Annotated in this window: 16 protein-coding genes; 10 read left to right on the top strand and 6 right to left on the bottom strand. The window is 27.6% G+C overall.

Annotated elements, in window-relative coordinates; all coding sequences use genetic code 11:
- The first annotated feature begins 72 nt into the window (after positions 1 to 72).
- From GSH19_RS03795 to GSH19_RS03785, 3 genes are all read left to right on the top strand, one after another.
- Positions 73 to 495 (top strand): hypothetical protein, encoded by a 423-nt coding sequence (locus tag GSH19_RS03795; protein ID WP_237026756.1) that lies wholly within the window; start codon positions 73 to 75, stop codon positions 493 to 495.
- A gap of 20 nt (positions 496 to 515) precedes the next feature.
- Entirely contained in the window at positions 516 to 983 is a 468-nt protein-coding gene (locus GSH19_RS03790; RefSeq protein ID WP_237026755.1) for a hypothetical protein, read from the top strand.
- A gap of 264 nt (positions 984 to 1247) precedes the next feature.
- A complete protein-coding gene (locus GSH19_RS03785) occupies positions 1248 to 2216 on the top strand; it encodes an ADP-ribosyltransferase (protein ID WP_237026754.1) in 969 nt (322 codons plus the stop codon).
- 30 nt (positions 2217 to 2246) lie between these two features.
- Here the strand turns inward: GSH19_RS03785 and GSH19_RS03780 are convergent, their stop codons facing one another.
- On the bottom strand, positions 2247 to 3035 hold the full coding sequence (locus tag GSH19_RS03780; protein WP_237026753.1) for an SAM-dependent methyltransferase: 789 nt from the start codon (positions 3033 to 3035) through the stop codon (positions 2247 to 2249).
- A gap of 105 nt (positions 3036 to 3140) precedes the next feature.
- On the opposite strand from GSH19_RS03780, the gene rny reads away from it, so the two are divergent.
- Positions 3141 to 4727 (top strand): ribonuclease Y, encoded by a 1587-nt coding sequence (rny, locus tag GSH19_RS03775; protein ID WP_237026752.1) that lies wholly within the window; start codon positions 3141 to 3143, stop codon positions 4725 to 4727.
- A 29-nt stretch (positions 4728 to 4756) separates the two neighbouring features.
- On the opposite strand, the gene GSH19_RS03770 is transcribed toward rny, so the two are convergent.
- Complete coding sequence (locus GSH19_RS03770; RefSeq protein ID WP_237026751.1) at positions 4757 to 6304, bottom strand: bifunctional UDP-sugar hydrolase/5'-nucleotidase; 1548 nt, start codon at positions 6302 to 6304, stop codon at positions 4757 to 4759.
- A 348-nt stretch (positions 6305 to 6652) separates the two neighbouring features.
- Here GSH19_RS03770 and spx point away from each other — a divergent pair, with 348 nt between their 5' ends.
- Positions 6653 to 7069 carry a transcriptional regulator Spx gene (gene spx / locus GSH19_RS03765; RefSeq protein WP_237026750.1) on the top strand — a complete coding sequence of 139 codons (417 nt, stop codon included), beginning with the start codon at positions 6653 to 6655 and terminating at the stop codon, positions 7067 to 7069.
- Between the two features lie 114 nt (positions 7070 to 7183).
- Entirely contained in the window at positions 7184 to 7984 is an 801-nt protein-coding gene (locus tag GSH19_RS03760; RefSeq protein ID WP_237026749.1) for a Cof-type HAD-IIB family hydrolase, read from the top strand.
- Between the two features lie 21 nt (positions 7985 to 8005).
- On the opposite strand, the gene GSH19_RS03755 is transcribed toward GSH19_RS03760, so the two are convergent.
- Positions 8006 to 8962, bottom strand: coding sequence for a nucleoside hydrolase (locus tag GSH19_RS03755; RefSeq protein WP_237026748.1), 957 nt, complete (start codon positions 8960 to 8962; stop codon positions 8006 to 8008).
- Positions 8963 to 9065: 103 nt separating this feature from the next.
- Here GSH19_RS03755 and GSH19_RS03750 point away from each other — a divergent pair, with 103 nt between their 5' ends.
- Positions 9066 to 10157 carry a PrsW family intramembrane metalloprotease gene (locus GSH19_RS03750; protein ID WP_237026747.1) on the top strand — a complete coding sequence of 364 codons (1092 nt, stop codon included), beginning with the start codon at positions 9066 to 9068 and terminating at the stop codon, positions 10155 to 10157.
- Here the strand turns inward: GSH19_RS03750 and GSH19_RS03745 are convergent.
- Positions 10146 to 10904, bottom strand: a complete 759-nt coding sequence (locus GSH19_RS03745; protein ID WP_237026746.1) for an alpha/beta hydrolase — start codon at positions 10902 to 10904, stop codon at positions 10146 to 10148. The two genes, GSH19_RS03750 and GSH19_RS03745, sit on opposite strands and share 12 nt — an antisense overlap.
- A gap of 42 nt (positions 10905 to 10946) precedes the next feature.
- On the opposite strand from GSH19_RS03745, the gene GSH19_RS03740 reads away from it, so the two are divergent.
- Positions 10947 to 11942: an NAD(P)/FAD-dependent oxidoreductase gene (locus tag GSH19_RS03740; RefSeq protein WP_237026745.1), complete on the top strand. Its 996-nt coding sequence runs from the start codon at positions 10947 to 10949 to the stop codon at positions 11940 to 11942.
- A gap of 37 nt (positions 11943 to 11979) precedes the next feature.
- On the opposite strand, the gene GSH19_RS03735 is transcribed toward GSH19_RS03740, so the two are convergent.
- Complete coding sequence (locus GSH19_RS03735) at positions 11980 to 14124, bottom strand: LTA synthase family protein (protein WP_237026744.1); 2145 nt, start codon at positions 14122 to 14124, stop codon at positions 11980 to 11982.
- 166 nt (positions 14125 to 14290) lie between these two features.
- On the opposite strand from GSH19_RS03735, the gene GSH19_RS03730 reads away from it, so the two are divergent.
- A complete protein-coding gene (locus tag GSH19_RS03730) occupies positions 14291 to 14947 on the top strand; it encodes a histidine phosphatase family protein (protein ID WP_237026742.1) in 657 nt (218 codons plus the stop codon).
- Positions 14948 to 14964: 17 nt separating this feature from the next.
- Positions 14965 to 15444: a MerR family transcriptional regulator gene (locus GSH19_RS03725; RefSeq protein WP_237026741.1), complete on the top strand. Its 480-nt coding sequence runs from the start codon at positions 14965 to 14967 to the stop codon at positions 15442 to 15444.
- 8 nt (positions 15445 to 15452) lie between these two features.
- Here the strand turns inward: GSH19_RS03725 and GSH19_RS03720 are convergent, their stop codons facing one another.
- The gene (locus GSH19_RS03720; protein ID WP_237026740.1) at positions 15453 to 18197 is read right to left on the bottom strand and encodes an MMPL family transporter; all 2745 of its coding nucleotides are present in this window, start codon (positions 18195 to 18197) and stop codon (positions 15453 to 15455) included.
- Positions 18198 to 18208 lie beyond the last annotated feature (11 nt).

Genomic DNA, 18208 nt, shown 5'->3' with positions numbered 1-18208 from the left:
TCAAGAAAAGATTGTGATATCGTAAAAAAATGTTTATACTTAACTGAGATTTATGTTTATAAGGAGATTTATATGCAAAAAAACGAGTTAGCTAAGAAATTAGGATTAATTGCTGTTATGTCATTAGTTTTATTTTTACTGTTAAATTTATCAATGTTTTTAATTAATCAATCAAATAATCATGCTTTATCTAATTTTTTTCGAACTAGTTTAGTTGCAGTTATTTTATTTTTAATCCCTACATTATTAGTTTATTTTAAGAAAATGTTTGGAATCTATTTTTTAACTTTCGTAGAGATTATTTACAGTGTTAATATAATTGGAGCATTATTTAATGTTTTTAGTTTACCAACAAATTTAATGATTAAAATTTTAATTTTTGTATTAATTTTAATTTCATTAATGATTAATTTTGTTTGGTTAGCATTAGCATGGCAGATGAGGAAAATCACTGCTAATGAACGAGTTGAAAGATATATGAAATTTAGAAAGTAGGGACATAACCGATAATGATAATGGACGAAAAAGAATTTATTAATCAAATTACAGAAGCTAATTTTGAACATACTGAATTAGAAATGACAATGAAAAAATTTACAGATCGAATTGCAGCTAATCTAATGCCATTAAATAATTTTATTGCTGATAATATTAAAAAGAATAAAGTTGCACGAGCAGAGATTAGAATTAAAGATGAAGAATTTATTATTCGTCTAGAAATATGTGCAATTAATTTACCATTAGAATATGTTAATAGTATTGCAAAAATCATTGTTAAAGATGGTGAATTACCAATGCAAGTAAATATGATTATTGATTCTCCTAATGTTTCGAAATCTAATTTAAGAATTGATAAACTTGCTGATGCAGAAGAATTTATCGAAAATTTTGATTCAGATGGTTTAACTACATTTGTAGAATGGACAAAAAATGAATTAGAAGTTATTGAAACAAATAAAAATAAAGCTGAAGAAGCTGAATAGACAAAAAATATAAATTATGTGATAATAATCTTTGCGTGATGAGCCGAACAGTCAGCTTGCTGGCTGTTTATATTATGTGGAGTCTCATTAACTGCCGTATTGCAGGAGACTTGATTACAAGAAGATGTGAACTTCGTTGTAATCCGTTTATTTTTAATAAATGCAAAAAAAGACTAACTAAAAAGTTAGTCTTTTTTATTTACAATTCTTTATATATATGTATAATAATATATATAAAATAGTATTATACATAAGGAGAACAAGATGAAAAAAATATTACTCGCAATTACTGTAACTTTCTCGCTTAGTTTTATATCATTAAATGATCAAGTGGAAGCAAAAAATCAATCATCATCAGTTACGATTAATACTAATACTGACAATCAAGTAACTAATTTAACTGACGGACAATATTTACTAAACAAATCAGTGAATGGCTATGAATTAGACAATAATCAACCTAATTTAGAGAAAACACATCAATTAGCTGCTGATACACAAGTTAAATTAATTCAAAAAATTGCTGATGATGCAATTATTGAAACTGAAGATGGTCAAAAATTGATGATCAATAATTTTAATGATAACGTTTATAAAACTGGAAATTATTCTTTTTCAGATAAAAAATACAAAAAATTATTAAAAGATTCAAAGCTTTGGGCAAAAAAATTAAGTAAAAAAGAATATAAAGCAGTTGGTGATTATACAGGTAATAAGTATTATAAAGATATTAATAAGTCATTAATTACTGGAAAATCAAAGAATGCGTTTATTAAAAATACAACTAAATCTTTAAAATCAGCAACTAACAAATTTTACTTACCATTTGATTTAACTGTATATCGTGGAACTAATGAAGGTTTAATGAATTTAACTTTAAATAATCAACCATTAAAGGTTGGTGCAATGATCCAAAATAAAGGGTATTCTTCAGCTACTTTATCTAAAAATACAGCTGTAGATTATAGTGATGGTGTTTTATATAAGATTAATGTACCAAAAGGTTATCATGGAGCATATATTGAACCACTATCCAAATTTAAAACTGAAAAAGAATATTTGATTAATCCAAATGCTAAAATGAGAGTAACCAAAATTCAAAGTGTAGATTATAATAAAGAAATTACTCTTGATGCAACAAGCACAATTGGTAAAAAGAAACCTAAAAAAATGAATAAAACATATCATCGTAATGGAACTTATAAACTAGTTACATTGACCTTGGTGAATTAACAAATAAGGATAGTCTCAATAGGACTATCCTTATTTTATTAGATAAATTTTATCTTGAATTAAGTCAAAATGAGAGTAGTAATTATTTAATTCATTTATTTTTGCATCATCAATAAAATTTGCAATGTTCCAGAATTTTTTTGAGTTAGTTGCGCCATCTTTTTCACCAATTACAATAAGAGGAATATCTCGATGGTAGTTACGAATTGCCTCAAGTAATTCAACGTCAATTTCAATTCCATCAGGTGACCAGCACATAATCAAATATTCAATTTGATCTTTGTACTTTTCAAAAGCTTCCATGGCCGATAGGTTTTCCACTTTTGTAACTAGATGTTTGCCAGTTTCATTTTCTTTAACCCAACTTAAATCATCAGTTGCAATAATATCTTGATGATGTTCTTTTAATCCTTTTGAAATATAACCATTTCCTGCCATAACTTCTAAACCTTTTTTGCCATCAACATAGTTAGCTAAATGGCTAACAAAAAGACTAGAAATGTAAGCCCACATTCCATATGTTTCAGACAAATAATCTCTGAAATTTCTTAGGTTATTTTCCAATTTAGGTAAATCATTGGATAGCTGTTCCCATTTACTTTCTTTTTCAGTCTTATTTAATAAAGAATCTTCCATAATTTGGTGGTAGATGATGTTTTGCATATTTTCAGGAATTGATAAACTAGGAATATCTTGAGGTAATTTATTAATTTTTAAGAAAAAATCTGCTTGTAATACGTGATTAATTAAAAAAGAAAGCTGCGGGAAATTTTTGTATTCAGTTCTAAATCGTTCCATTTGGTTAATGTAGTTTTCCATAATTACTCCTTTTAAATTGCTGGTTTGATTAATTTCAAAAAATGTTTAAATAATGGTATTATTATTCTAGTTAACGAAAAATTAAACAAAAAAGGAGTGATTAAATTGCCTTTTTATTTTGTTTTAATTTCTTTACTATTTTGTGCTGGTATTGTCGGTTACTATCTTACAAAAATTATCAGTGATGTCAAAATATCTAAAGCTAATGAACAAGCTAAAATAGTACTTGCTGATGCAAAAAAGCAAGCTAAAATTAATTATGAAAAAGTATTATCTAAACAAAACAAAAAAACAAAAAAGTATCAAATTGAACAGAATACAGAATTATCTGATCAAGAACAAGAAACTGAAATTAGAGGTGAACGTCTAAATAAACGATCTAATAACATTATTCAAAGCGAACATCGAATTGATCAATTAGATATACAAATTAAGCAAAAAGAAATGGATTTACAAGAATTAGCTGATATTGTGGATGAAAAATTTCATAAAAAAGATCAATTATTGGATCAAAGAATTTCAATGTTAGAAGATAAAAGTCAAATTAATCATGACCATGCTGTTCAACAAGTTTTAAATGATACTAAGCATCATTTAGAAATCGAAAGAGCAAAAACAGTTAAAAATGAACGTGATGAACAAGTTTTAGATGCTAATAAAAAAGGAACTGAGTTATTAGATATTGCTATTCAAAATGGCCCAATTGATGTACCTAAAGATCATATTGAAAGATCAGTTATCATTCCAGATGTCTTCACGAGAAGCAAAATATCTGGAAAAGATGATCAAAATTTAAGATTGTTAGAATCACTCTGTGGTGTAGATTTGATTTTTGATCCAGAGTATCCAGATACTTTAATTATTAATACAAATGATCCACTTCGTCGAGAAACAACTAAATTAGCAATTAAAAATTTAATGGTTGATCAACAAATTAATCCAGGAATTATTGAAAATGAAGTTAATGATGCTAATGACAATATTATTTCAGGATTGAGAAAGACTGGTGAGGAAACAGTTTCTAATCTCCGTCTTGGTTGGATTCATCCAGATTTAATTAAATTGATTGGTCGACTAAAATATCGAACTAGTTATGGTCAAAATGTTTTAGCTCACTCAATTGAAGTTGCCCAAATTATGGCAGTTTTTGCTGCAGAAATTGGCTTAGATGTTACCTTAGCTAAACGAGCAGGATTACTTCATGATATTGGAAAATCAATTGATCGTGATATGGAAGGAACCCATGTTGAAGTTGGTGTTCAACTTACTAAAACTTTTGAAGAAGATCCAATTATTATTAATTCAATTCAATCCCATCATGGAGATGTAAAACCTGAATCAAAGATTGCAATTTTAGTAGCTGCTGCTGACTCAATTTCTGGTGCAAGAACTGGGGCTAGAAGTGAATCAGTTGAAGAATACATTAATCGACTAAAAGGATTAGAAAAAATAGCTAACCAAGTCGATGGAGTGAAGGATAGTTATGCTATTCAAGCAGGTCGAGAAATTAGAATTGTAGTTGATCCACAAAAGGTTAATGATGATCAAAGCAATCAATTAACGGAAAAAGTTAAAAATCAAATTGAAGATGAACTAACTTATCCAGGTAAAATAACGGTTACAACAATTAGGCGTTTACAAGCAATTCAATATGTTGGTGGAAAACCTAAGAATAAAAAACAAGCTGGATAAAAAATACCTTAATTATATTAAGGTATTTTTTATTTGATTATTTTAAAATTACTTTGATTATCTGCATCAATTAATTTATTTTTTCTTAAATAGTCTGCAATTAATTGGCTCATTGTAATTGGATTTTGATTAATAATTTTACTTTCGTTGTACATTGGATATCTTTTGCCACCAACTGCACGATAAGCGTTTAAAGCAATTTTATATTCTTGATTCATTTCAATTGGTTTGCCATGATAAAGTAATTCAATAACTCTTTGTCCAATTGGATTAGAAATTTTCAAGGTATATTCAACTCCAGCAAACATATCATAATTATAATCTCGACGTTTAGGGTAAATGTAATCAGGATTGACTTTGATTTTATCATTTTCAACTATAAAATAATTTGATGACTTTTCAATTGCATCTTTTAAATCTTGCCCGGTTATTTTTAAAGTTGCTAAACTATTAGGATAGATATAATTAGTCATAATATTACGCATAGTGATTGGATTTTCAAACCCATAAGCTTCATTTGTGAAAAGTGCAGTTGCTGAAATATCAACTTTCATGGTTTTCATTTGAATTTTTTGGACAAAGTTAATGAATGCATTTCCTTGAAGGCGAGCTTTAAATGGATCATCATATTTCATTGATCCATTAATAACAGCTAAAGGCATAGATAACCATTCTTCTAATTGGTCATGAATTGGCTTTATTTGTTTTTTAATATTTAAATTTTCTGTTTCTTGACCAGTATTAACTAATTTACAATCACTGTTAATTACTTGATAAATTCCGTTATCTTTTTCAATTTCTAAATCAATTTGTCCTATATATTCACCACGTTTTCCAGGTTGAGTATATGGAGTATTAAATAATTTATCAGCAATTTTTCGATGTTGATGTCCAGTAACTAATGCATCAATTTCTGGAAATTCTTTTAAAATTTGGTATCCTTCATTTTCTCCATTTAAGTCTTCAATTTCATGTCCATCTGCATCACGTTCTAAACCACCATGATAAGAAACGATAATTACATCTGCTTTTTGTTTCATTTCAGGTAGATATTTTTTTAATGTATCTACTCCAGATTTAATTGAAAGTCCATTTAGAAGATCGTTATTTTGCCACTTACAAACTCCTTGTGTTGTTAATCCGATAACTGCTACTTTTACGTTATTAATTATTTTGATTTGATAAGGTAATCCAAAACATGGCTTATTATTTTTTAAAATATTTGCACAAAGAAATTGGCGTTTTGATGTTGAAATTGCACTATTTAAATAATTAATTCCATAGTTAAATTCATGATTACCAATAATTCCAAAATCATAATTAATTTGATTAAAAGCATCACTTAATGGTTTAGGAGAATTAGGTTGATTCACTTTAGCCAAATAATAAGCCAAAGGAGAGCCTTCTAAAAAATCACCATTATCAATTGTGATGGTATATGGATTATTTTGCTTTATTTTATTAATTGTGGTTGCAGCTTTTTCTAAGCCAAAATTCATTTGTGAATTTTTTTTAATATAATTTGTTGGTTCAATATATCCATGTGTATCACTTGTTGATAATATCGTTAATTTCATATGGTCATCTCCGAAAAAAGGTTGTGTTACCATTCTATTATTTAATGGTAATAAAGTAAATTTTGAGGACTTTTTTGTGATTAAATACACAAAAAAACGTAGTAAAATTTTCTTAAAGTGCTATAATAAGCATAAATATATTAATTATAAGTTTAATTATACTGCACAATCCTTGTAATAAATAGGATTACAAGCTGTTATAATAGCGTTTACATAAATGATTTTATTGTGAATTTTTTTACGCATAGTATTGACATGAACAGATAATATGATAAACTTTCACTATAGTTAATTATTATTTTGACTAATTTAACTTCATGCTTGAATGCATGAGAGGAGATGTTTTTTATGCTTAATTTATACGTTGCTCCTAGTAGCGCATCTAGTCGTAAAGCTCGCTCTTGGTTAAACGAACACAGAGTAGAATTTAAAGAAAGAAATATTAGTTCTAATCCTTTGAATTCAGAAGAAGTAAAGCAAATACTTCGATTAACTGAAAATGGTAGTGAGGATATTATTTCTAAAAGATCAAATATTTTTAAAAAGTTAAATGTTAATATCGATGATATGTCATTAACTGAATTAGTTGATTTATTGGTTAAATATCCTGACCTTATTAAACGTCCTATTATTTTTGATGATAAACGTTTAGAAGTTGGTTATAATGAAGAAGAAATTAGACGTTTCTTGCCCAGATACGTTCGTGTAGCTGAATTAAAAGAACTTGAGTCAAGACTTGGTTCTGAATTCAGTAAGGTTAATTAACCTGCATTCCTTATAACTTTTTAAAAGTCTAAAATAAAGCTATGTAGCTAATACATGATAGCCCTAGGTTAGGGTTATTTTTTTTAAAAATAAAGCCAAAAGAGGAATAATATAATGATTAAAATGATTGCATTAGATTTAGATGGAAGTTTATTAACCGATGAAAAAACAATTACTGAAGAAAATAAAAAAGAATTAAAAAAATTACATAATCAAGGAATAAAAATCGTTATTTGTACTGGACGTCCAATCAATGCAATAAAAAATTATTTAATTGATTTAGATTTATTTGAATTCAATGATTTTACTGTTTGCTTTAATGGTGGATTGGTTTTAAATAATGTAACTGAAAATATTATGTTTAAAAAATCTCTAGAAAATCAACAAATTGAAATGTTACATAAATTTGTATCTGAAAATCATCATCCATTAGATATTTTAGATTTTGATAAAGTTTATCAAATTAATGATTTAAAATCTTCAATTTATCAATCAGTAATTAAAGCACCGATTGAATTTGAATCAATTAAATATAAAAATCTACCTGATGAAGATTTTGCTAAAGGAATTATTGCAACTCAACCAGAAGAAATAGATCAAATTTTAAATGAAGTATCACCAGAAATGGAAGATAATTTCTATATTGTTAGATCTCAACCTACAATTTTAGAATTTTTACCTAAAGGAGTTAATAAAAAAGGTGGATTACAAGCCCTTTTAAATCATTTTGATTTAGATTTTTCTAATTTGATGGCATTTGGTGATGCTAAAAATGATTATGAAATGTTGCAAGCTGCAGAAGTTGGTGTAGCAATGGAAAATGCTAAACCTGATATTCAAGAAGTTGCTAATGATGTTACGCTTAATAATAATAATTCTGGAGTTGCAGATTATTTAGAGAAATATTTCCAATAAAAAAAGGCCAATTGGCCTTTTTTATTTTACTTTTTGAAATAATTGATTGAAGTTATTCATGAATGTTTCTAAGTAATAGTCTTTATCTACATTAACAGCAACTTTTACATTAGTAGTAGAGTCGTTTAATCTTGCTTTATCACCAATTGTACGACCATAAAAAGCATCATTTTCGGTTGTAACCATTACGTTTAAGTCAATCATACTAACAAAGTTAGGATTAACTGCAACACCAACTGCTAGTGGATCATGGAGTGAACAGCCACCAAGTTCTGGATAAATATCGTCATAACAATTGATATAGTAATCAACAATATCAGCAAATTTAGTTCCTGCTTCACCTAGTTCGCGCCATTGGCTTGTTTCTTTTTTAGTTAAGAGAGTTCTAAGGGTTACATCTAAACCAACCATTGTAATATTTAAGTCACTTTTGAATAAAATATCAGCACTTTTTGGATCTTGATTAATGTTTGCTTCAGAAACTGGAGTTACATTACCCGGAACAGTTATTGCTCCACCCATGATAGTAATATTACCAATTTCTTGCATTGTTTTTATATCTTTTTTAATTGCAAGTGCAAGATTAGTCATTGGACCAGTTGCTACAATTGTTAATTGATCTTTATATTTTTTAGCTGAATCTAAGATAAAATCAACGGCATTTTCTTCTCTTACTTCTCGAACAGGAAGAGGTAATTCAACATCACCAATTCCATTTTCACCATGAATTTGACTATTAATGGGTTCTCTTTTGTATGTATGGTCAATTGGGTTTTCAGTTCCAATAAAAACTGGAACGTTGTTTTCTTCTAGTAAATCTAAGATTTGAATTGAATTACGAGCCGCTAATTTAGCTTTAATGTTTCCGTATGAGCCAATTACTCCAATTAAATCAATTTGTGGATCGCTAACTGCATATGCAATTGCCATTGCATCATCAATTCCTGTGTCAATATCTAAAATCATCTTTGTATTCATGTGACTTCCTCCATTGTATAACGTTTCTTGGATAAGCTATAATTGAATCATATTTGAATGATATTAAAAAAGCAACTAATTTTTTATAAATCGAGGGTATAAAATGGTACGTAAAACTAGTCATATCAAACGATTAGCTAACTTGAAAAAAATTCCGATTTCTTTAGTCGGTGTTAAGCGAAATTATGATCGAATTCTTAACGATACAACTAAAAGTTTGAATGAATGGACGGGAAATTATGAGGCTGTCGAAATCCATTTAGGAAGAATGTTCTCACAAGTTTTTCAAAAGCATTCAAAGGATGAAGAAGAACAATTATTTATATCTGGTACTAAGACAACTACTCCAAGCTTAAAAAAAGTTTCGAGTGCTCCAGTTAAACCATGGTTCTTTAGTCGTGTTTTTGCATTATTAGGATTTAGTTTTTTATTACTATGGTGTTTAATGTTCGTATTTAGCAGTGACAAAGTTTCAACGGGGTTAACTTTTATTGGATCACTTACCGTTCCAATGTCATTATTAATGCTTTTCTTTGAAATCAACGTTTATCGAAATTTGTCATTTATGAAGATTTTTGAAATTTTTTTAATTGGTGGAATTTTGGCAATTATTGCAACAATGATTTTGTACGATATTGTTCCAATTTCTAATGATATGAATTTTTGGGCAGCTTTTTTAATTGGATTTGTAGAAGAAACAGCTAAACTTTTAATTATTATTTATTATACAAACCAATTTAAAATAAAATATATTTTCAATGGAATGTTAATTGGAGCAGCAATTGGAGCAGGATTTTCAGTTATTGAAAATGCTGGATATACTAGCCAATATGGTTTGATTACGTTATTGATTCGAAGTTGGCAAACGATTGGAACTCATACAATTTGGGCTGCTATTTTAGGAGCTGCAGTTGTAATTGGTAAAAAAACGAAAGCTCAATTTTCAATTTATGATTTTAGTACTAAAATATTTTTTCGCTTTTATTTGTTTGTGATTCTTTTGCATACTTTTTGGGATTGGACAATTCCGTTTGATATTTTTTATTATTGTGATTTACAAAAAATTCTTTTAATTTTAATTGGTTGGATGATGGTAATTGTTTTAATTGACGCTGGATTAAGAGAAGTTAGAACTTTACAAGGTCAAAGGATAATTGAAAGAAAGAGTAGGAGGAAAAAAAGGTTACTTAAATAAAAATTCTGCGATGATTTTATCGACAGCAGGATTTTCATGCAACATTGAATGTTCAGCTTGTAAATAATTACCACGATAAATTTTATATTGATAACTTTTTACAAATGGCTTAACTAATTTTTCCATGTTTTTTGTTGTATTTAATGGTATTTCTGAATCAGATCTTGAATGTTTAATTTCGCCAACTAAGTTTAAAATTTGTAGTTGTTTAGGAATATTTTGATAATTTGGTTGTGGTGTTTTTGAAAAATTTGATGCAAAACTAATAAACTTTTGCGGTGTAGGTACTTTTGATGTTTTTGAATTACGAATTAGATAGTCATAAGCAATATTTGCTCCAGATGAATGGCCTACAAAATTGATTTTTTTAATGTTATATTTATTGTATAGATAGTGCATAACATTAACCATTTGATTAGCTTCTAGTTTGGGGTTTTTATTGTTATCGAATAATAATTGAATGGTAGGATTATTTTTGGAAAATTGATTGAACTGTTTGGTTTTATAAATGGATCCATCTTTTTTTACATGAATCCGAAGTGTTTTAGTTGCAATATGAAAGTTATTTAAATGATTAATTGTGGCATTGGTAGAAATTTGATTTCCTCCATAACCTGGAATAAAAATAGTAGCAGTGGTCGATTGATTAACTTTAAGATTTTTTAAGGTTAATTGACGACTTTCCCAAATGCCGATTAACAATAAAAATGGAATAATAGCAATCCATAAATTTTTGAATATTTTCATATTTGAAACTCCTTAAAATTATAATAGATGAGAGTGATAATTATGAATAATGAAATATATGATGTAACAATTGTTGGTGGTGGACCAGTTGGAATGTTTGCAGCTTTTTACGCTGGATTAAGAGAAGCTAAAGTACAAATTATTGAAAGCTTGCCAGAATTTGGTGGACAAGTAAAAGCTTTATATCCGGAAAAAACAATTTTAGATGTTCCTGGATTTGCTGGAATCACTGGACAAGAATTAATTTCTAATTTAGAAAAGCAATTAAATTTAGTCAAAACAGATCAATTTTTAAATGAGGCAGTAATTGATATTGTTAAAGAAGATGATGATACTTTTACAATTAAAACAACTCAACGTACAACCAAGAGTAAGGGAGTAATCATTGCTACTGGAGCAGGTGCATTTGAGCCAAGAACGCTGCGTGCTGAAAATGCAGAAGAATTAAGGAATCAAAAATTATTCTATAGTGTTCCAAAATTAGATAAATTTAAGAACCATGAAGTTATGGTCGCAGGTGGTGGAGATGCAGCTGTTGATATGGCATTAATGTTAAACCAAGTTGCTAAAAAAGTATACTTAGTGCATCGACGTGAAGAATTTAAAGGATTAGAACATATGGTTAGTCAACTTAAAAATTCAGATATTGAATTAATGACACCTTATCTAATTAAAAAATTAGAATTACAAAATGATCGCTTAAGTGTGAGTGCCAAAAAAGTTAAATCTGATAATGAATTGGAAACGAAACTTGTCGATGAATTAGTAGTTAATTATGGTTTTGTATCAAATAATAAAGCACTTAAGAAATGGTCAATTAAGCCAAAATTAGATCATAATTTGATTGTTGTAGATGGATTTATGCAAACTGATATTGAAAATGTTTTTGCGATTGGAGATCCAATTGTTTATTCAAGTAAACAAGACTTAATTGCTAATGGTTTTGCAGAAGCTTCAATTGCTCTAAATGGATTATTAAAACAAATTAGACCAAATGATCATGGTCCAGTTCATAGTACTGGAATTAATTTAAAATAAAAAGAACCAATCAAATTTATTTGATTGGTTCTTTTTATTATTTCTGACTACTTGATGATTCAAGATTGTTATTACTAATTCGATTAGTTTGACCTGAGTCATGAGTTAATTCTGGTGCATCAGTTTTATATAATTTTTGAGTTGATTTATCTTTATTTTTCGAATATAAACTAGTTGATTTATTACCAAGAGCTTGTTGAATTTTATTTAATTGAGCAATTCCATCATCATAGTTATATTTTTTAGGGTTAACTTTTTTAAATCCTTTCGGATCGTAAAAACGTAATAGATTTTTTTGATTCAATGAATCTGAATATGACAATTCAGTATTAACTTTATCTTGAACTTTATGAAGTTTTTCTCTTAATTTATCATCAGGATCAAAGGGTTGTCCAGTTTTACTGTCATAATAAACTCCACCAATTGATGAATATTTTGGTGAAACCCAATCTCGATTTCGAAAAGCGACAACTGAATCATGTTGTTTAGAGAATAGATCAGTACCAAATTGAACATATTTTTTAGTATTAATACCTAGCATATGAAGAATTGTTGGAAGTACATCAATTTCTCCTCCATATGTGTGATCTTCATATCCTTTATTAGTTCCAGGTAAATTAATCATAAATGGAACTCTTTGTAATTGTGCATTATCAAATCCATTCCACGAATTAGGATCTTTACCTAAAACAGATGCTAAATTAGTGTTTTCTGAATTGGATAATCCATAATGGTCACCATATAAAACAATCATTGAATTTTTAGCTAAACCAGATTTGTATAAGTATTGATAAAATTCTTTAACTGCTTTATCAAGATAATGAGCAGTTACAAAATAGTTATTAACTTTAGAATCATTTGTACCAGTTGTTTTAAAGGTAGAGTCTTTAGTATCTTCTGAATCTAAATCAAATGGGAAGTGATTTGTTACAGTAATGAATTTAGCGTAAAAAGGTTGTTGTAATTTTTCAAGATACTTAACTGAATCATGAAATAATAATTTATCTTTTAATCCATATCCAGTTGCACGGTCTCCTGAAGTATTATAGTAACTAGCATCAAAGAAATATTGATATCCTAGATTTTTATAAGTATTATCACGATTCCAGAAACTAGCATTATTCCCATGGAATACAGCGCTGGTATAACCATCTTGACCTAAAATTGCAGGTGCTGCTTCAAATTCATTGTCACTACCGACTTGAGTAAATAGGGATCCTTGAGGTAATCCGTAAGTACTAGTTTCTAATAAGTTTTCTGCATCAGAAGTCTTTCCTTGTCCAACTTGATGGAAAAAGTTATCAAAAGAATAAGTGCTTTTGTTTTTATAAAGTGAATTTAAAAATGGAGTAACTTCTTTTCCATTAATTTTTTTGTTAATGACAAATTGTTGTAAGCTTTCTAAGTGAAGAATGATAACATTTTTGTTTTTAGCAATTCCTTCAGTTTTTTTGCTAGGTTCAGCATAATGTGATTCATTGTGCTTTAAAATATCGTCAATTGCAGATTTAGTGGCTGTTGCTCTCATTTCTTTATTTTGTTGTGATTTAATACCATCATATACAGTAAAACTGTTTAATCCTAAATATTTAACGATGTAGCTACGGTCAAAAGTTCTAGTTAGTAATTGAGGGCGATCCATGTCAGCTAAAGCAATATTAGTTAATAATAAAACAGATCCTAATGAGAATATGGCAAAGCCAATTCTAGCTTTTTGAATACGTTTATCTAATTTAATTACTTTGAATAGGATTAATCCAATGATGACAATTAAATCAATCCAATAAAATACATCGTGAGGTTTAGTTAAGGCAAGTGAACTTCCGCTTAACCCTTGATTTACTTTTGAATATCCAGTAATGGTACTGACTGTCATAAAGTCAGTAAATTCTCTAAAGTAAATTACATTTAAATATAGAATTACGGTGTTTAATAAATCCATTAATAAAGCAATTGGGTAAAATAACTTTGCTGGTTTAAATAAAAAGGCAACACTAGATAAAATAATAGTTGAAGCAATTGGATTTATAATCATTAAGATAAATTGAAATGCATTATCAATGCCTAAGTTAAAATCTGTGAAATAGGCTAGTAAAGTTTTTAACCAAATTAAAATGGTTAGTAAAACAATAAAGCCAACTCTTGTATTAACATGGGAAAATAGTCTCTTTAGTTTATTCAAGAATCAGGACTCCTTAATTATGTAATCAAGTAATATATTATCAGAAATTGGTTGAATTAAGTTTGATTTAGGGAAAACTTATTTAAATTTTAGAAGAATATCATTTACATAGCTTATCGAATGATTAAAATGATGTTATCATGGTTAAGTTGAAAAGAGGGATAAAATGGCTGATTTTAACTTGTATGTTGTTCGTCATGGTCAAACTTATTTTAATATTTTTAATAAGTTACAAGGATGGAGTAATTCACCTTTAACACAAAAAGGAATTGATGGAGCCAAACAAACTGCAGATAAATTAAGTGATATTCCATTTAAAGCAGTTTATTGTTCAGATACTACCAGGGCACAAGATACAGCTCAAATTATTATTGACCAAAATTTGAATCAAAATTTACAAAAGCCAATTGTAAAATATTTTTTTCGAGAACATTTTTATGGATATTATGAAGGATTAGATTCTGAACAAACTTGGTTTCAAGCAGGTGCACCACACGGGGAACCAAGTTTTAAAGAAATTATTCAAAGTCATGATATGGACACTGCTAAGAATTATTTAAAAGAAGCAGATCCATTCCATATGGCAGAAAATGCTGAAGAATATTGGAATCGCCTGAACCAAGGATTAAATTTGATAATTAATAATTCAGATTTAAAAGATGGAGATAATGTTTTATTAATTAGTCATGGAAATACATTACTTAGTTTAGTTGAAAAATATTCAAATGGAGAGTTTGATTTAACCAAACGACCTAATAATGGAAGTGTAACTAAGCTAGAATTTAAGCATAATCAATTTAAAGTGATTTCTTATAACCAATAATTTTGATCGGAGTAAATATGGTAAAACCAGTTAAACATTTATATAGTTCACCTAATTTTAAAAAGTTAGTTTTTAGAATTGGTGAAGTGAGTGAAATTACCGGCGTTTCAACAAGACAAATTAGATATTGGGATGAAAAAGGTTTAATTGAAAGTACTAGAAAAGAAACTGAAAAAACTAATTCCAGAGTTTTTGATTTCAAAAATTTAATATTAATTAATTTAATTAATATGTATTTACAACAAGGGTTTACTTTGGCTGCGGCTTTTGAAAGAGCGCAAAAACGACAAAATTCAATTAAAAGAATTCATTCTGTTTTTAATACGTTCGATAATGTAATTGTTGATGATGAAGATGTCTTAGTAATTGATCTCGGATATTTTGATGATGAAAAAACTAAACACCTTTTTGGTATCATTGATGAAAATACCGAATTACATTATCAGGTTAAAGAAGATGGGCAAGAACCTGATTTAACTGCATATAAAAAGAGCTAGTTAACTAACTAGCTCTTTTTATTATGTTTGAATATTTCATGCAATTTACTTTTTGGTAATTCTATAGCTAATTTTCCAAGTGCAGTAGCCATTAATGGTAATGTAATATTAAATAAAATAGTTGTAATTATTATTGTTAATAATACATATAAGAACGTATTTAATCCACCAAAAGCAAATCCAAGTGCAATTAAAATTGTACCAAAGATTAAATATCTTACTTTTTGACCAAAATCATTTATTTCATAAGATAACCAATACATCATATCAGGATTATCTTTTCGATAAGTTCTAGCTAAAGGAACTAATTCCGCTGTAGCTAAAATTAATAATGGTGTAATTATTAATAGGATACTATTTGAATCAAGTAGAGAATCATTAGTTAGATAACTAATAGTCATTTGAGAAATTTGAAGACCAGCAAATGCACTAAGAACATAAGTTAAAATCCAATATAATGGATGAAGAATAGAACGACTAACTATTATCAAGCCAATCCATAAGATGAGCATCATGATTCCTAAAGTTATTGGAATAAATTTAAGAGCATCTTGTTGCATTTTGGCATTATCAATTGGGATACCAGAATATGAAATATCTGAGTTTTTTAATCTAGATCCTTGAATCATAGTGTTAACTTGTTGTTCAAGTTTATTAATTCTTTTATGATTACTACTATTATCAGGTGAATCTTTCATATTAACTTCTAACATTGTAATTTGTTGATTTGAACTATTGAAGTTATACATTGATTGATAAAAATCAGTATCCTCCATTTGTCCCGCGGTAATATAATAAGCTTTTGTAATATCAGCTTTTTGTAAATTATTTAAATACTTTGCGTTTTTTCTAATTACTTTATTAGATGATTGAACTGATTTGTTGGCTCTTGTTAAATTAGTCTTTGTTCTTCTAAGTTGATAGTAATATTTCTTTAAATAAATTTCATGATTAGAAGAATTATCAGAATTATTATTAATTGAACTTTGTAAATCAGATAAATCATTAATTGAATCATTAAGCTCTTGATTGACTTGATTTAGAGATTCTTGAAGTTGTTTCTGTTGTCTTTTTTGTTTCTTTTGTTTTTTGGTTAGTTTGATTGTTGGAGTTGATTCTACATTACTAATTGAATTAGAAAGATTATTTTGAGTATTTGTAATACTGTTGTTTAACTTAGTTAAGTCAATTCTATTTTGATTCAATTTAGTAATCTGACCATTTAAATTTTTTGTATTTATATTTTTAATATTTGCTTTTAATGATCTATTGGTATTTGAAAGGGTAGATTGAACTGATGATAAACGTTTATTTACTATTGCTAGTTGATTAGATAATTGATACTTATCAACTGGAACACCACCTGGTTGAGTAATTGAATAAACATTTTTAATATCAGGATTAGCTTGTAATTTTGATGTTAATTTATCAATTGCTAATAAAGTATTAGCATTATTGAATTTTTGATAATTTTTCACATAAATTTTAACTGGAGTTGTTTTTCCATTATTAAAATGAAGATTAGTAACGTCTCTACCAGTTATAGCTTGATTATTACTTATATCATTATTATTAACGTTATAAGTTAAATTTGATTTATAAGAAATCGCAAATGGAAATATAATATATATTGATAAAATAATTCCAGCCATTGGTTGCCAAAGTGAAAAATTAGATAATTTTTGCCATATTTTATGATTACTCTGGTTATTAAGTTTATTTCTAGGCCAAAAGATAGATTTACCCAAAATTTGTAGGAAGAAAGTAACAATGTTAGCTGTTCCAATTGCAGTTATTATGATTGTAATTGCAATTGAAGAAAAAGCTTGAATTGGAGCATAATTGATAAGGAATAGTGAACCTAATGCAATTGCTAAAATTAATGTAACGATTGCTATTTGATAAGTAAAATCTTCCATGATAGCTGTAACTGTTTTAATTTCATTATCATCTTCTTTAGAGATTAATTCCTCAAAACGACGAATAATATAGAAACTAATTAGAGTACCAACCGCTACACTACTAATTAAGATAGTGATATTTGAATAGTAAGAAAAACTTAATTTGAATTTTTCAGTTAGCAACATAATCAAACTTACAGATATTAGATAAGTAATAGAATTGGAAATTAATAAAATAATTGGAGCAATAATTGATCTGAAAATAATTCCAATTATAAGGATTGCTATCATGAATATTATCATGCCTACGATATTTGTTTTACTTAAAATACTATCAGCATTAGCACTATTAATGATATTTTGATTAGTTACATAATTTGATAATCCTTCCGTTCCAAATTCTTGTCTTAACTTATTGGCATAAGCATCATCTTGTACAATCGAATTATCAACATCTAATACTAATAGTTCAGTTGATTTATCGTTAGATAATAATCTTTTTTCAGCTGAAGGAGTAGTCTTCAAAGATGTGATTTTTTTGATTCCATTTTCATCTTTTTTAACCTTACTAATTGAATGATAAATCATCTTTTGTTGTTTATTATCAATTTTTCCATCAGGATTATTGTAAACCACAAAAATTTGGTTCGTGTTGTTGAGATCACGTCCCCATTCATTTTGTAAAGCCTGTGCTTGGTTAATTTGTTTTTGGTTTACATTATTATTTTGATAACTATTATGAGATATTTGATTAATATTAGGCATAAAAATAACTGCTATAAGTACCATTACTAACCAAAATATTATTGATATTATACGGTTTTTATGCATACTTTGAAAAAAATTCTTCATATTATATTTTC

The sequence above is a fragment of the Lactobacillus sp. S2-2 genome, assembly GCF_021698855.1.
Lineage (GTDB): Bacteria > Bacillota > Bacilli > Lactobacillales > Lactobacillaceae > Fructilactobacillus.
Note: the sequence above shows the minus strand (reverse complement) of the source record. Positions and strands in the feature narration are given on the sequence as shown.